The sequence below is a fragment of the Actinoplanes sp. NPDC051346 genome (assembly GCF_040682215.1).
In the GTDB taxonomy this organism is placed as follows: domain Bacteria; phylum Actinomycetota; class Actinomycetes; order Mycobacteriales; family Micromonosporaceae; genus Actinoplanes.
Genome location: NZ_JBFBAJ010000005.1, coordinates 409,875 through 423,222 on the forward strand (window position 1 = coordinate 409,875; position 13,348 = coordinate 423,222).

Genomic DNA, 13,348 nt, shown 5'->3' on the forward strand with positions numbered 1-13,348 from the left:
CCGCGACCGCCGTCACTCGCTGAGCAGCACTCCCGGGTTCAGCAGCCCCGCCGGGTCAAGCGCCGCCTTGATCCGGCGCATCGCCGCCACCTCGGTGGCCGAGCGAGACAGCGGCAGCCACCGCGCCTTGGCCCGGCCCACGCCGTGCTCGGAGCTGATGCTGCCCCGGCGCGAGGCGACCAGCCGCAGCACCGAGTCGGTGACCTCCTCGGCCCGCTCGCCCGCGTCGAGCACGTTGACGTGCAGGTTGCCCTCGCCGAGGTGACCGAAGATGATCGGCCGGGCCGCGGGCGCGACCGCCGCCACCGTGCCGGGCAGGTCGGCGACGAGCCCGGCCAACTCGCGCAACGGCACGGAGACGTCCAGCTTCACCGGTACGCCGGCGGCACTGATCGCCTCGGTATGCGTCTCCCGGTACGCCCAGAGCTTCGCCACACCGGTGACGTCCGAGGCCACCGTCGCGTCGCGGACCGCCTCGCACTCGCCGAGCACCTCGAGCAGATCGTCGGTGGGATCGGTGCGTGCCGCGCACTCCAGCACCACGTACGCCGGGTGCGCCTCGGCGAACGGGGCGGCGAGATTGCCGTGTGCCCGTACCAGATCGAGGCCCTCGGACAGGAAGAGCTCGGCCGCCGCCAGGGCCGGGAGCCCGGCGCGCGCCGCGGCCAGCAGGTCGAGCGCGCCCGCGACGCCGTCGACGGCGACCAGCGCGACGCAGCGGGCGGGCAACAACGGCACGAGCCGGAGCCGGACCCTCGTCACGATCGCCAGCGTGCCCTCGCTGCCGGCGAGCAGCTGGGCGAGGTCGTACCCCGTGTTGTCCTTGGCGAGGCCGACCAGCCGGCTCACCACGCTGCCGTCCGCGAGGACGGCCTCGATGCCGGTCACCTGCTCGCGCATGCTGCCGTAGCGCACCACCCGGATGCCGCCCGCGTTCGTCGCGACCAGGCCGCCGATCGTGGCCGCGGACCGGGCCGCCAGGTCGACGCCGACGTCCAGGCCGTGCGGCCGGGCATGCTGCTGAAGCCGTTCCAGCGTGACGCCGGCGCCGACGGTCACCTGGGCCTCCAGCACGTCCACGTCGTCGCACGACGTGAGCCGGCCCAGACTCAGCAGCACCTCGCCGCCGGCCGGGACGCCGCCACCCACCAGACCGGTGTTGCCGCCCTGCACGGTGAGGGACACGCCCGCGTCCGCGCAGGCCCGCACGACCGCGGCGACCTCGGCGGTGTCCGCCGGCCGAACGACGCAACGGGCCTCGCCGGAGAAACGCCGGGTCCAGTCGGTCTGGTACTGCGCCTTGAGGTCCTCGTCGACGAGGACGTGCTGGTCGCCGACGACGCCGCGCAGGACGTCCTCGAGGTCACTCACGACAGCACCCGGAGGCGGACGGTCTGGCTCATGCCGCGCAGCCGTTCGAGGACGTCGTCGCTGTACTCGCCGCTGATGTCGGTGATCAGGTAGCCGTACTCGCCGCGGGTGCTCAGCAGTTGACCCTCGACGTTGACCTGGTGCTCGGCGAGGATGCTGTTGACCTGCGCCAGCACGCCGGGCATGTTGACGTGGACGTGCACGATGCGGCTCATGCCCGCCTGGGCCGGCAGGGCGACGCTGGGCAGGTTGACGCTCAGCGTCGTGTTGCCCTCGTGCACGAAGTGGGCCAGCTTGTTCGCGACGAAGTCGCCGATGTCGGCCTGGGCCTCCTCGGTGGAGCCACCGATGTGCGGGGTCAGGATGACGTTGGGCAGGCCGCGCAGCTCGGAGACGAACTCGTCGCCGCGGCCCTTCGGCTCCTTGGGGAACACATCCACCGCCGCGCCGGAGAGGTGGCCGCTGGTCAGCGCCTCGCGCAGGGCGACATGGTCGACCACGATGCCCCGGGAGAGGTTGAGGAAGATCGCGCCCTGCCGCATCCGCGCGAACTGCTCCGCGCCGAAGAAGCCGGAATTGCCCGGCCGGCCGTCGACATGCAGGGTGACCACGTCGGTGGAGGCGAGCAGCTCGTCCAGCGAACTGCACCGCTGGGCGTTGCCCAGCGCGAGCTTGTCCGCGGTGTCGAAGAAGGACACGTGCATGCCGAGGTTCTCAGCGAGCACCGAGAGCTGGGTGCCGATGTTGCCGTACCCGACGATGCCGAGCCGCCGGCCCCGGACCTCGTGGCTGCCGTTGGCGGCCTTGTCCCAGACGCCGGAGTGCATGAGCTCGTTCTTCTCGGTCAGCCGCCGGGTGATCGCGATGATCTCGGCCAGCGCCAGCTCGACCACCGAGCGGGTGTTCGAGAACGGCGCGTTGAAGACGGCGATGCCGGCCCGCGAGGCGGTGCCGAGGTCGATCTGGTCCGTGCCGATGCAGAAGGCGCCGATGGCGACGAGGCTGTCCGCCGCCTCGAGCACCTTGGCGGTCACCTGCGTCTTGGAGCGGATGCCGAGCAGGTGCACGCCCGGGATGCGGTCGATGAGCTCGGCCTCGTCGAGGGCGTTGCGCAGGGCCTCGACCTGGTAACCCTCGGCCTCGAGCCGGGACACCGCGTCGGGGTGGATGCTCTCGAGCAGCAGAACTCGCACCTTGGCTTGGTCGATCATCATTGTCCGTTCCATGTGGGGTTCGCCTCACCCGGGCCGCCACGCCGAAGCCCAGTTCACAGGCGTCCCAGCCTAATGCCCGGGATTGCCCGGACCTTCGACGGTGTGCCGGAGGTCCCATCTGCCGGGCGGCCCTCCTCGCTTCCAGGGCTTGGCTTCCCGCGGGTGGAAAGCACCTGACAGGGGTGGTCGCACGGGGAAAAATGTCACACGGTCGCGGCAGGATGCGTCCATGCCCAGTGAAGGGACATGAGGAGATGAACGCACCGGCGATCGAGACGTCCGGTCTCGTCAAGGTTTTCGGCGACAACCGCGCGGTCGACGGCGTCGACCTGACCGTCCCGCAAGGCACCGTCTACGGGCTGCTCGGCCCCAACGGCGCCGGCAAAACGACTGTCGTGCGCATGCTCGCCACCCTGCTGAGACCCGACGGCGGCCAGGCCCGGGTCTTCGGCCACGACGTGGTCCGCGAGGCCGACGCGGTTCGCGGACGGGTCAGCCTCACCGGTCAGTACGCCTCGGTCGACGAGGACCTCACCGGCACGGAAAACCTCGTGCTGCTCGCCCGCCTGTTGGGCCACGGCAAGCCCGCCGCCCGGGCCAGGGCCGGGCAGCTGCTCGACGCGTTCGGCCTCACCGAGGCGGCCGGCCGGCAGGTCAAGAAGTATTCCGGTGGCATGCGGCGGCGCATCGACATCGCCGCCAGCATCCTCAACACCCCCGACCTGCTGTTCCTCGACGAGCCGACCACCGGCCTCGACCCGCGCAGCCGCAACCAGGTGTGGGACATCATCCGGGTCGTGGTGGCCAACGGCACCACGGTTCTGCTCACTACGCAGTACCTCGACGAGGCCGACCGGCTCGCCGGCCGGATCGCCGTGATCGACCATGGCAAGGTCATCGCGGAGGGCACGCCCGGATCGCTCAAGGCCTCGATCGGCGCGGGCACCGTGCACGTGCGGCTGCGCGACGCCGCGCAGCGCCCCGAGGCCGAGCGGCTGCTGGCGGCGGTGCTGGGCACCGGCGTGCAGGCCGAGTCCGAGGTCGCGCTCACCGCCCGGGCCGGCGCCAGCGGCTCCGAGCAGGGCGCCGCCGAGCAGGCGTCGCGAGCCCTCGCGGCGCTGGCCGGCGCCGGGATCGTGGTCGACGACTTCTCCCTGGGTCAGCCCAGCCTCGACGAGGTCTTCCTGGCGCTGACCGACAAGCCGATCGCCGAGGAGGTGACCGCATGACCGCGACGACCACCGAAGCCACCACCGTCTACACGCCGTCGGCGGAGACGTTGGCCGCCGTGCTCACCCGCGAGGAACGGCCGAGCCGGCCCAACGCGCTCGCCGCGTCCCTGACCTTCGGGTGGCGGGCGATGCTGAAGATCAAGCACGTCCCCGAGCAGCTCTTCGACGTGACCGCCTTCCCGATCATCATGACGCTGATGTTCACCTACCTGTTCGGTGGCGCACTGGCCGGCTCGACCAGGGAATACCTGCAGTTCCTGCTCCCCGGCATCATGGTCACGAGCGTCGTGATGATCACGATGTACACGGGCGTGGGCCTGAACACCGACATCGAGAAGGGCGTCTTCGACCGCTTCCGGTCCCTGCCCGTCTGGCGCCCGGCCGCCCTCGTCGGCATGATCTTCGGCGACGTCCTGCGCTACATCCTCGCCGCGACGACCATCATGCTGGTCGGCCTGATCCTCGGCTTCCGTCCGTCCGGGGGCTTCGCCGGCGTCGTCGCCGGCGTGGGGCTGCTGGTGGTCTTCTCCTTCGCCTTCTCCTGGATCTGGACCATGTTCGGCCTGTTCCTCAGGTCGGAGAAGTCGGTCATGGGCGTCAGCATGCTGGTGCTGTTCCCGATGACCTTCCTCAGCAACGTCTTCGTGGACCCGCGCACGATGCCGGGCTGGCTGCAGGCCTTCGTCGAGGTCAACCCGATCACCCACCTGGTGGCGGCGGTCCGCTCCCTGATGGCCGGCGACTGGGACACCGGCGAGACCGCCTGGGTATTGATCGCGAGCGCGGTCCTCGTGGCCGTCTTCGGCCCGCTCACCATGCGTCTCTACAACCGCAAATGACGCCATCACGGGAACAGGAACGGGAACAGGAATGGCGGCAGCGGCTGCGGGCGCGCACTGAGGAGACGACACGCTGCCGGGCGGCTGCCGCGGCGGCCCGGCGCGACCGTCGGCAACGGCGCGCCCACGGCCTGACGGCGCGACACGCGGCGCGGCTGGCACGTCTGCGGGAGGGCTCGCACCCCTTCGCGCCCGACCCCGGCTGTTCCGAATAGCCTGTGGCTGGTCCTCATCGGACTCATCGTGGTCAGCGCGACCCGCATGGAGAAGGTGACCGCGCTCTTCATTCACGGCCTGCGTCTCGGCTTCGTGATCGCGGCGTTCCTGGTCTACCTGTACGTCTACAACTGCGCCCGGGGCGGGATGAGCTGGGCGAGCCTGTTCCAGCCGCTCATGCTGTTCTGGCTCGCGATGGTCGCGCTCGGCTGGATCGGCGTGTTCGCTGATCCCAGCGCTTCCATTCCGGTGATCGTGCTGGTGGTCACGCCGTTCTACGGCTACACCGCCATGAACCTGTCCGTGATGTTCTTCGGCATCGGCCTCGCGATGGCGGCGGTGGACGGCCCGGTCAACCGGGCTCCCTTAAGTGCTGCTCAGGGGGCATCCGTGTCGGACGCCGGCTGGAGGGCGCGGCCACGCGGTGTGAGGAATGTCCGGTTGTGGGCCCATCGAGCCGGAACCAGGCCACGCTGGGACAGAGCCCGCAGCCCTTCCTCCACCAGATAGACGCCCAGCATGCCGGCAAGGCCGGCGAGCAGTGTCTGCGCGATGTCAGCCCAGGTGAGATACATATGCGAGATTCCCCTGCCCCCGTCGTTGCGTGTCAGTCTCGGTCGGGCCCGTAGCGGGATGCCGAGCGGTGCGGTTGCAGGATGGATGCGGCGGACGAGAAATCCGATACGACACGAAGCGGACAGTGCGGGATTCACCGGTACGAGGCCACGCGGCCGCCCCCTCAACCCTTTCTCGGCCTGTAGCTTTCTTGGCTTGCAGCTTTCTCGGCCCGTAGATTCTCGGCTTGCAGCTTTCTCGGGCAGGAGGCGACGATGGCCGAAAGGGCAGGTCGCAGCAGCGGACGGCTGGCCGCTGCTTGCCGTTTGTGGCCGTCTGCGCGACGCGCTGCCGGTCCGTGACCGGGCTGGCTGCTCCTAGGCTGGCGATCATGCTCAACCCGGTCCGGCCACCACGGCACCCCGTCATCTCTATGTGCGAGCGTGGTCCACGCCGGAGATGGCTTGCCGCGGTGGTGGTGACGGCGGTCTTGGGGCTCGGCGGTTCGGGCGTGATCGCCTGGGTGCGGCGCACCGCACCGCCTTGGCCGTCAGTCGTCGGCACCGCTTTTGAGATTCCGCTCGGACCGGACGGGTGTCCGACGCATTCCGATGGGTTCTATCCGGATGTCGACGCCCCGGGCGAGCTGGTGCCTCCCGGCGCCACCGAGGTCACGCTGTGCATCAGGCGGACCGAGCCCTCCGCCTCGCCGCTGGGATTTGCGAAGCCGCTGCGTCAGCGGGTGTTGCGCTCAGGTGCTGCCGAGTTCGCCGCCTGGCTCAACCAGCTTCCCGACCGCAACGCCGCATGGCGACAGATTCAGCGTGAGGAGAGCGGCTGGTGGCCCGACGCGGCGCCATTGTTGGGAGAGGTGTGCCTCTTGAGCGTTTCTCCGGATGAGTACTCCTTCGTGCTGCGCTACGCGACCGTCCGCCGGTGCCGCTGGTACTGACGTGTGCGGGTGCGCTGGTCTCTGGTGCTCGCACCCGGCTGGACTACTTCGAGCCCTCCGTGGTCGACGAGTTCGAGCGGCGCTTCCAAGCCCAGTAGGCAGGTCTGCGCTTTGCCCGGGGTGTCGCGGCAAATAGCCGAACGGTGGATGCGGCTGCCGGTCGGTCACTCGGGTGAGCCGTTTGGTCCGCTGAACCGTCCATCCGACCGACGAGCTTGTCCGTCCGTCCGATTGATGTCCTGAGCGCGATCCTTAATGTGTTATTTGGAGTATGTCCTCGCGCATCCTGATTCTCGCAAACTTGATCCAGTTTGCCATCATTGTCTCGATCGTCACCGCCTGGCTCGGCGCCTCGGAGAAGGTCACTCCGAGGGTCGTCGCCGGCTATTCAGCCGCGGCGTTCTCCGGCACTCTTACTCTCGGGCTGGCCGTTTGGGCTGCTCTCGTCATCAGCTAGCGCCTCGTGAGCGCCACTTCCGTTCAGCAAGCCGGGCGGCCCCGGTGCCCTTGCCGTCGTCTGGCCCGATGAGCTCGGTAGGTCCGACCTGCCCGAAGCGGCAGGTCGGACAGCGACAACTATGAGCCGAACTTCACCTTGACGATGGAATCGGCAAACGGATCATCAAGAAGCTGCAGGTATGCGAGGGACGTGTCGGTCGGCACGTCGAAGACCAGAAACTGATCGACAGTCTTTCCTGGATCGATCGGCTCACTGAGAGCGTCTTTCTCCTTGTTGGCATAGCTCTCAGCGGTCCTGTTCCTCTCGAGCACGCGTTCCGTGGGGCTCGTGGCCTCGAGGTTCCAGGTTCGATAGTCTTCGGTCTTCTCGCCGACGTTCTTCACCGAGAAGGAGACCACGCAGAACTTGCCCTTGGCCTTCTCGGTCGTGGCGTCGTCCCAGGAGGTCGCCGGGTCGTCGGGTTTGGTGATCTCCTGCTTGGTGCAGTCGACGCCGCGGACCGTCGCCTCGAACGACTGGACCCGCGCCGTAGCGCCAACGGCCACCTCTTCCACCTTCTCCGCCTCGCCAGACGACGAGTCGGCGAAGGTCGACGCCGTGGAGAAGATGAACGAATAGACGAAGGTCAGGACGGCGCCCATCGCCAGGATGGTCCCCACCGCGACAGCCAACACCATCTTCTTTTGGCGACGAATCGCTTCGGGCGTCTGCGCGAACGCACCAGTGGTGCTGATCGTGATGTTCGGCATGCCCACGCCACCCGTGCCGAAGGGCCAGCCGGTCCCGGCGGCCTGCGGCGCCGGCAAGGGGACCTCTCTGCGACAGTACGGGCACCGCATGACCCCCGCGCCCTGGTCGACCTCCATCCCGGCTCCGCAGGACGGGCAGCTGGAGGAGGTGGCGGTGGACTTACCCGGGCCGGTCATCGGGGCATCGGGGGCGGCATGTGGGCGAACAGGTGCGCGAGCTCAGGTATGTCCGCGGCTCGTGCCCATTGAGCCATCCCGACCCGCCACACCAGCGTTTCCCGGGTCATCGCACCGGCGCCCACCTGCCCGGCCAGGGCGCCGAGATCGAACGGGCCCTGCTGACTGCCGGCCAAACCCACGTACCACTGCGGGGTTGCCGGCAACGGCGGCGGCTGCACGGGTGCGGGCGCGTGGCCGGCGTTCGGTTCGATAGCCCCACCCAGGCGCTGGCCGAAGAGCATCCCCATGCCCAGTCCCGTACCCATCCCGGCGGCACCGGGATTCCGGGCGGCGTCCTCGATGGCATTGGCGGTCTGGAACGTCGTGTACCGCTGCAGGTCGCCGATGATGCCCATCTGGGTACGCCGGTCGAGCGCCTGCTCCACCTCAGGCGGCACCGAGATGTTCCGGACGATGACGGTCGGAATCTTCAGGCCCATCGAGGCGAGCTGCTCGGCGAGCACCTCGGTGAGCTGCGTACCGATGGCCTCCTGGTGGGCCGCCAGGTCGAGCAGGGACACCTGCGCGGTAGCCAGCGCCGAGGTCAGCCTGCTCACGATCAACTGCTGGAGATAATCGGCGACTTCTTCCGTACGGAACTCCGGGTCCGTGCCCACCAGTTCCGTGAGCAGCCGGCGGGCATCAATGACCCGCAACGCGTACGCACCGTACGCGCGAAGTCGGACCGCGCCGAATTCCGGATCCCGGACGATGACGGGGTTCTGGGTGCCCCATTTCAGGTCGGTGAACTGCCGGGTGTTGACGAAGTACACCTCGGCCTTGAAAGGCGACTCGAAACCGTACTTCCATCCCTTGAGAGTGGACAGTACCGGGAGATTCTGGGTATTCAGGGTGTGTGTGCCGGGGCCGAAGGCGTCCGCGATGGTGCCCTCGTTGACGAAAACGGCCACCTGCGATTCGCGCACCACGAGGCGGGCGCCCATCTTGATCTCGTTGTGGTACCGCGGGAACCGCCAGACGATCGTGTCGCGGCTGCCATCCAGCCACTCCACGATGTCGATGAATTCACCGCGTACCCTATCCAGCATCGCCATACGGACCTACCCGACATCTCCCCAGCCGGCCGGTGCTCGGCCCGCATCATCCGGCCGCATGATATCAACCATGATCAAACTCGCCACCCCGTAATCCACTGCGGCCCGCTCGATCCTCGTTCTGCAACACGGCACACTCGAGGAATCGGGCAAATTGCAAATGAACGCGGTTGCCTCGGTAACGTTCGCGCGTGGGGCACAACATCTGCGCGTTGATCGTCCACGAGCCGTTCGACGAGAGCGCGGCCATCGAGTGGGATGTTGAGGGCTTACCACTCGGCGCGGATTTGCGGCTGGTCCATCTCAGCCCTACTACACGGCGTACTGGCAGTCGCGCCGAGGTGAAACGGCCTTGCTGGACGTTCCCACCGACTTCCCGCACATCTTTGCGCGTGAAGGGGTTGTCACCAGCCTCGCCTCAGCCCTCACCGGCGCGGCGCCCAGCGGAGGGCAACCGACGTTCGCTGTCGCAGTGACCGACTACTTCGGCGGTGTCGGCGGCAATGGGCAGCAGTCTTCGTCGCAGGACACCGGATCGAGGAAGTGCGAGACATGAGCTGGGCGTGTAGCGCGCGATTAGCGCAGGCTTGAGACGACCTCCTTGGCGAGGCCGAGACTGCCAGCGGCGACGAAACGTTGCCGCCGGTCCATCGCGTCGGCGACTCCGGCGAACGAGTCGAGGTGGTAGTCGAGGGGCACCGGCTTCCCCTCGAGGTCGAGGACCGTGCCGCCGGAGGCGTGCAGGATGTAGTGCCCTGGGGCGAGGTCCCAGATCGCGAAGCCCTTGGCGAACTCGATGACAGCCTCGGTCATGCCGGCGGCGACGTGACACAGGCTGATCGAGCCGAAGTCGACGCCGATCCGACCGCGGCGCTTGCCATCCTCGCCTTCGGCGTCGAGCGCTTGGAGAAGCTGGGTCTGCTGGGACAGCGGGATGAAACGCTCGCCGGGCCGCATGAGGAAGTTGGTGACCAGCGACTCCGAGAGCTTCCGTGGGGATCTCTGCTTGAGTTCGAACGCCTCTCCGTCGGCCGTGGTGACGAAGGCTCGATCAACGCCCCGGTCGTCTCGCGCGCCGATGAAGAGCTGCAGGTGGTGGAAGATGTCACCAACCACGGCGATGACAGGCTGAGCCGCCGCGCGTGAGTAGACCATGACGTGCGTGTAGCCGAGCAGTCCGCGCACCGCCAGCTCACTCGTGTCCAGTGGATCGACAAGCACGCAGAGGTCGGGGGCGGGGTTGTCGCCGATCACCTCTGGCTCGGCCTCCTCCGACGCGTAGACGAACGAGCCGAGGACGGGTGTGAGGAGTTCGCGGTAGCGGCGGTGCATCCACAGGTCGTGCTCAGACAGGAAGTTGTCCTCGTGGCGCAGGTTCTCGCTCTCGCCCCGCTTGCCCGTCAGCGCCGCCTCGATGAGTCGGGGACGCAGATCCAGCATCACTCCGCGTACCGTCTCGGCGATCTTCCCGGCGAGTTCCGGGATGTCGTTGGCGTGCTCCATTAGTACGTCTCCAAGTCTTCTCAGCGAAGTTCCAACGGCGGCTCGATGCCGGGCGGGCTCATCGTCGCGGCGATGAACACAGCCTCGAAGTCCGCTGCTCTCATGATCTTTGCGCCGGTGAGGTCCTCGAAGCTGTCGACCTCCAACAAGTCGCCTTTGGTCATCGCGCCGAAGGCTGCGAAGTACAGCTCTGCTCCGGGGTATCGCTCGCGCAGCTCACCGGCGACAAGCCCGACGACGTCGGCATGCTTGACCTCGAAGTCGCAGATCACGATGACCGGGGCTTCCACCGACTCGGGGTAGTGGGACTCATCCGCGAAGATGATCCTGTTCTTGACTCGGTTGCATCGCAGATACCCGATCGCACAGCGGTTGAACTGAGCGGAGGCCAAAAAGGTCGCCATGACCAGGCCCGCTTCGTTCACGCCGAAGCAGAGATCTGCATCGAGTCTTCGACCCAGGCTCTTGATCTGCCTCATCAACCGCTGAACGCCGAAGCCGAAGGTGTTCCAAGTCAGGTTCAGGAGTTGCCCCGGATTCGGGTTCGGGAGCGAGAAGGCGCAGATCGCCGGGTTGCCGTTGTCGATCGTCGGCACTTCGAGATTGAAGTCCGCTCCGATGACGTTGTCGACATCAGGAGAGCCGCCGACTACCGCGTTACGTACGCGCAGGGTGTCGCTCGTCGCCGAGATTGAGGAGCGACCCGCCGCGGTTTTCACCGCCAACTGGTCTTCCGGAGCGAGCTTCTCGTAAGCCTCTTGGACCAGGTCGCCGGGCGAAATGACTTCGTCGGCTGTGCCGTGCGGTCCACGTCCGTAAGCGGCGGCGAGGAGGAGAAGACTTGCGAACGAAGGAGGGGAGCCGGCCCCTGCGCTGCCTCGTGCCCGCGCCCAGCTCTCCCACGCGTTGATCGTTGTTCCGCCGAGGGTGGTCTGGTTGCCGGCGACCTCGTTGTAACGGATCGCTGCTTGGTCCTGCGACAAGCCGGCCGCGTATCGGAACGCCTGGATACTCGGCAGATCCTGATGGAGCTTCATCAGCTCATGACGCCCATGCTGGCCTCTCCACTGTCGAGACTGAGCAGCGAATCCCTCACGGTTCGTGACGGTCACCTTACTGTTGCCCATTCCGACGGGCAATGTCGGTGATCGCCTGTGAATTCGCAGGCCAGCTCTGCCCAGGAATCCGGCTGAACGCGGTCTGCTTCGCAGGTGTGCCGAGTACGTCGCCAGTGCGAACGTTTCCCCAGCTCGCACGACGAGTGCCGCACCGGATCCACCGCTCGCCGTCCCAGCGATCAAGCGAAGGCGGCGAGCGGTCACCAGAAGGGGGATAGGCATGGCCGGGCAAATCGCCGCGGGCGTTCATTCCCCCTCGCGGCCGGCTTGGCGCTGCACAGTGCCCGAGTGCGGCGAGCTTGTGGCCGTGCGGCGTGGAGCGGGCAGAACTGCTCAGCACCTTCCAGCACACGCGATTGCTCCTGCGCATGTACATGGCAGCTCACATGCAGGAAGCCATCGATGACGCTGTTCGTCATCCGCTGGACGTCGACATCGACTTCTGGCCGCGCTTCATGGGATGGATCCCCCAGGTTCGCAGCGTGCCGCCGACTGAGATCGCGGACGACTTCGAGCTAGCCATCGATATGGGAGTCAGGAGGAGTTGATGTACCAGGCGATAGTCAGCCCGCAGGAGGACAAGTTCATCGCCGTACGGGCTGGTCAGCAAGCTGCCATGCAGCTTCCGTCCGCCTTCTACGCCGAACTGGCCGACCTCACGGACTCCGACGGCGTTGTGCCCGACTGGTTCGGTGACGCGGCACGTCAAGCCTGGGGCATCGAGCTTGCGGACCTACCGATCAGGGATGTCCTGATGGTGAGGGCACCGTCGGTGCTCCCGGTGACGTACAGCCGTGCGTCGTGGGAGATCAACAAGGGCTGCAACTTCTCCTGCGAGCACTGCTACCTGGAACAGCGACCGTTCGCCGGTCTGCCCCTTCCGGAGAAGCTGCGTCTTCTCGACATGCTCCGAGACATGGGGGTCATCTGGTTCGAGATCACCGGCGGGGAACCTCTCATCGACCAGGACTTCGTTCCCGCGTACCAGCGAGCGTATGCCGCCGGAATGATGATGGAGATCTTGACCAACGGCTCTCGGCTCTACCGGGACGAGCTATTGCAGACCTTCGTCGTGAACCCACCACACAAGATCACTGTCTCGATGTACGGAGCAAGCCCCGAGACAGCCGACGCTCTGACACAGACACGGGGTGCGTTCAAGAGCGCTTACCGGGGAATGGTCGCGGCGGCCGGAGTTGGTCTGCCGGTCGAGGTCACGCTGATCATCACCAAACACAACGTCGAGGAACTCGGCGAGATGCGCGCCATCGTCCGCGATCTCGGCTTGCCGTTCAAGGAGTACGGCTCCATCTCGCCCACCTACACCGGCAAGGGCACCACGCTCGCCACGCAGGTTCCCGGCCTGATCGGCAAGAGTGAAGTCTTCCAGGGCTGCCCGGCAGGTCATACGTCTTTCCACGTCGACCCGAACGGCTTCGCGACCATGTGCAAGGTAGGCCGCGACAACCCCATCAGCTTGATCGCCGAAAGCCCGCAAGGGCTCATGCGTCTGCCCGCCATCGCAGACGCCCAGATGCTTCGCACAGGTGGATGCAGCGGATGCAAGCTGTCCGCCACCTGCCGGGTATGCCGACCCATGGCCCGTGTGTACCAGGAAGCGAAGGCACCACTGAATCACTACTGCCAACACGGCATGAAGGAGGAACCATGACGGCCATTCCCGTCGAGATCGTCAGCCGTCCGCCGCGGGCCTACAACACCGCCAAGAACCTGCCCAAGCACGAACCCGCCGGAATTGTCATCACGAGCGTCGACGCGCTCACCATCGAGAACGAGCGCGGCTGCGGCAACGACAACCCGTACAACTGACCGAACGCCCACCAGCGCTCCGGATCGCTGTCGTG

Annotated in this window: 15 protein-coding genes; 9 read left to right on the forward strand and 6 right to left on the reverse strand. The window is 67.1% G+C overall.

The window, feature by feature from the left end; all coding sequences use genetic code 11:
* Window positions 1-12 precede the first annotated feature (12 nt).
* Both AB0M36_RS15970 and serA read right to left on the reverse strand, forming a co-directional pair.
* A complete protein-coding gene (locus AB0M36_RS15970; RefSeq protein ID WP_364157556.1) occupies window positions 13-1,371 on the reverse strand; it encodes an FAD-binding oxidoreductase in 1,359 nt (452 codons plus the stop codon).
* Window positions 1,368-2,597: a phosphoglycerate dehydrogenase gene (gene serA / locus AB0M36_RS15975; protein WP_364157559.1), complete on the reverse strand. Its 1,230-nt coding sequence runs from the start codon at window positions 2,595-2,597 to the stop codon at window positions 1,368-1,370. Before serA ends, AB0M36_RS15970 begins: the two co-directional genes overlap by 4 nt.
* A 242-nt stretch (window positions 2,598-2,839) precedes the next feature.
* Between serA and AB0M36_RS15980 the strand changes: the two genes are divergently transcribed.
* The 5 genes from AB0M36_RS15980 to AB0M36_RS16000 all read left to right on the forward strand — a co-directional run bounded on the left by AB0M36_RS15980 (window position 2,840) and on the right by AB0M36_RS16000 (window position 6,836).
* Window positions 2,840-3,814 (forward strand): ATP-binding cassette domain-containing protein, encoded by a 975-nt coding sequence (locus tag AB0M36_RS15980; RefSeq protein ID WP_364157561.1) that lies wholly within the window; start codon window positions 2,840-2,842, stop codon window positions 3,812-3,814.
* A complete protein-coding gene (locus AB0M36_RS15985) occupies window positions 3,811-4,656 on the forward strand; it encodes an ABC transporter permease (RefSeq protein WP_364157564.1) in 846 nt (281 codons plus the stop codon). Before AB0M36_RS15980 ends, AB0M36_RS15985 begins: the two co-directional genes overlap by 4 nt.
* A 261-nt stretch (window positions 4,657-4,917) precedes the next feature.
* On the forward strand, window positions 4,918-5,382 hold the full coding sequence (locus AB0M36_RS15990; protein ID WP_364157566.1) for a hypothetical protein: 465 nt from the start codon (window positions 4,918-4,920) through the stop codon (window positions 5,380-5,382).
* Between the two features lie 436 nt (window positions 5,383-5,818).
* Complete coding sequence (locus AB0M36_RS15995) at window positions 5,819-6,379, forward strand: hypothetical protein (protein WP_364157569.1); 561 nt, start codon at window positions 5,819-5,821, stop codon at window positions 6,377-6,379.
* Window positions 6,380-6,650: 271 nt separating this feature from the next.
* The gene (locus AB0M36_RS16000; RefSeq protein WP_364157571.1) at window positions 6,651-6,836 is read left to right on the forward strand and encodes a hypothetical protein; all 186 of its coding nucleotides are present in this window, start codon (window positions 6,651-6,653) and stop codon (window positions 6,834-6,836) included.
* Window positions 6,837-6,955: 119 nt separating this feature from the next.
* Here the strand turns inward: AB0M36_RS16000 and AB0M36_RS16005 are convergent, their stop codons facing one another.
* Together AB0M36_RS16005 and AB0M36_RS16010 are read right to left on the reverse strand one after the other, a co-directional pair.
* The gene (locus AB0M36_RS16005) at window positions 6,956-7,705 is read right to left on the reverse strand and encodes a DUF4352 domain-containing protein (RefSeq protein WP_364157574.1); all 750 of its coding nucleotides are present in this window, start codon (window positions 7,703-7,705) and stop codon (window positions 6,956-6,958) included.
* A gap of 56 nt (window positions 7,706-7,761) precedes the next feature.
* The gene (locus AB0M36_RS16010) at window positions 7,762-8,856 is read right to left on the reverse strand and encodes an SPFH domain-containing protein (RefSeq protein ID WP_364157576.1); all 1,095 of its coding nucleotides are present in this window, start codon (window positions 8,854-8,856) and stop codon (window positions 7,762-7,764) included.
* Between the two features lie 358 nt (window positions 8,857-9,214).
* Here AB0M36_RS16010 and AB0M36_RS16015 point away from each other — a divergent pair, with 358 nt between their 5' ends.
* Window positions 9,215-9,418: a hypothetical protein gene (locus AB0M36_RS16015; RefSeq protein ID WP_364157578.1), complete on the forward strand. Its 204-nt coding sequence runs from the start codon at window positions 9,215-9,217 to the stop codon at window positions 9,416-9,418.
* Window positions 9,419-9,438: 20 nt separating this feature from the next.
* Here AB0M36_RS16015 and AB0M36_RS16020 read toward each other — a convergent pair whose 3' ends face one another.
* Entirely contained in the window at window positions 9,439-10,365 is a 927-nt protein-coding gene (locus tag AB0M36_RS16020; protein WP_364157580.1) for an inositol monophosphatase family protein, read from the reverse strand.
* A 20-nt stretch (window positions 10,366-10,385) separates the two neighbouring features.
* Entirely contained in the window at window positions 10,386-11,402 is a 1,017-nt protein-coding gene (locus AB0M36_RS16025; RefSeq protein ID WP_364157582.1) for a hypothetical protein, read from the reverse strand.
* A gap of 395 nt (window positions 11,403-11,797) precedes the next feature.
* Here AB0M36_RS16025 and AB0M36_RS16030 point away from each other — a divergent pair, with 395 nt between their 5' ends.
* Genes AB0M36_RS16030 through AB0M36_RS16040 form a run of 3 tightly spaced genes read left to right on the forward strand, consistent with a single transcriptional unit; the run spans window position 11,798 to window position 13,313 of the window.
* Window positions 11,798-12,031 (forward strand): hypothetical protein, encoded by a 234-nt coding sequence (locus tag AB0M36_RS16030; protein WP_364157584.1) that lies wholly within the window; start codon window positions 11,798-11,800, stop codon window positions 12,029-12,031.
* Complete coding sequence (locus tag AB0M36_RS16035) at window positions 12,031-13,155, forward strand: radical SAM protein (RefSeq protein ID WP_364157587.1); 1,125 nt, start codon at window positions 12,031-12,033, stop codon at window positions 13,153-13,155. The genes AB0M36_RS16030 and AB0M36_RS16035 overlap by 1 nt, the downstream gene beginning before the upstream one ends.
* Entirely contained in the window at window positions 13,152-13,313 is a 162-nt protein-coding gene (locus AB0M36_RS16040; RefSeq protein ID WP_364157589.1) for a hypothetical protein, read from the forward strand. Before AB0M36_RS16035 ends, AB0M36_RS16040 begins: the two co-directional genes overlap by 4 nt.
* Window positions 13,314-13,348 lie beyond the last annotated feature (35 nt).

What these genes read in the sequence shown, in the direction of transcription:
- serA (WP_364157559.1), bottom strand. Translation starts at nt 2,597, where the DNA reads ATGGAACGGACAATGATGATCGACCAAGCCAAGGTGCGAGTTCTGCTG.
- AB0M36_RS15980 (WP_364157561.1), top strand. Translation starts at nt 2,840, where the DNA reads ATGAACGCACCGGCGATCGAGACGTCCGGTCTCGTCAAGGTTTTCGGC.
- AB0M36_RS15985 (WP_364157564.1), top strand. Translation starts at nt 3,811, where the DNA reads ATGACCGCGACGACCACCGAAGCCACCACCGTCTACACGCCGTCGGCG.
- AB0M36_RS15990 (WP_364157566.1), top strand. Translation starts at nt 4,918, where the DNA reads ATGGAGAAGGTGACCGCGCTCTTCATTCACGGCCTGCGTCTCGGCTTC.
- AB0M36_RS15995 (WP_364157569.1), top strand. Translation starts at nt 5,819, where the DNA reads ATGCTCAACCCGGTCCGGCCACCACGGCACCCCGTCATCTCTATGTGC.
- AB0M36_RS16000 (WP_364157571.1), top strand. Translation starts at nt 6,651, where the DNA reads ATGTCCTCGCGCATCCTGATTCTCGCAAACTTGATCCAGTTTGCCATC.
- AB0M36_RS16005 (WP_364157574.1), bottom strand. Translation starts at nt 7,705, where the DNA reads ATGGAGGTCGACCAGGGCGCGGGGGTCATGCGGTGCCCGTACTGTCGC.
- AB0M36_RS16010 (WP_364157576.1), bottom strand. Translation starts at nt 8,856, where the DNA reads ATGCTGGATAGGGTACGCGGTGAATTCATCGACATCGTGGAGTGGCTG.
- AB0M36_RS16020 (WP_364157580.1), bottom strand. Translation starts at nt 10,365, where the DNA reads ATGGAGCACGCCAACGACATCCCGGAACTCGCCGGGAAGATCGCCGAG.
- AB0M36_RS16025 (WP_364157582.1), bottom strand. Translation starts at nt 11,402, where the DNA reads ATGAAGCTCCATCAGGATCTGCCGAGTATCCAGGCGTTCCGATACGCG.
- AB0M36_RS16035 (WP_364157587.1), top strand. Translation starts at nt 12,031, where the DNA reads ATGTACCAGGCGATAGTCAGCCCGCAGGAGGACAAGTTCATCGCCGTA.
- AB0M36_RS16040 (WP_364157589.1), top strand. Translation starts at nt 13,152, where the DNA reads ATGACGGCCATTCCCGTCGAGATCGTCAGCCGTCCGCCGCGGGCCTAC.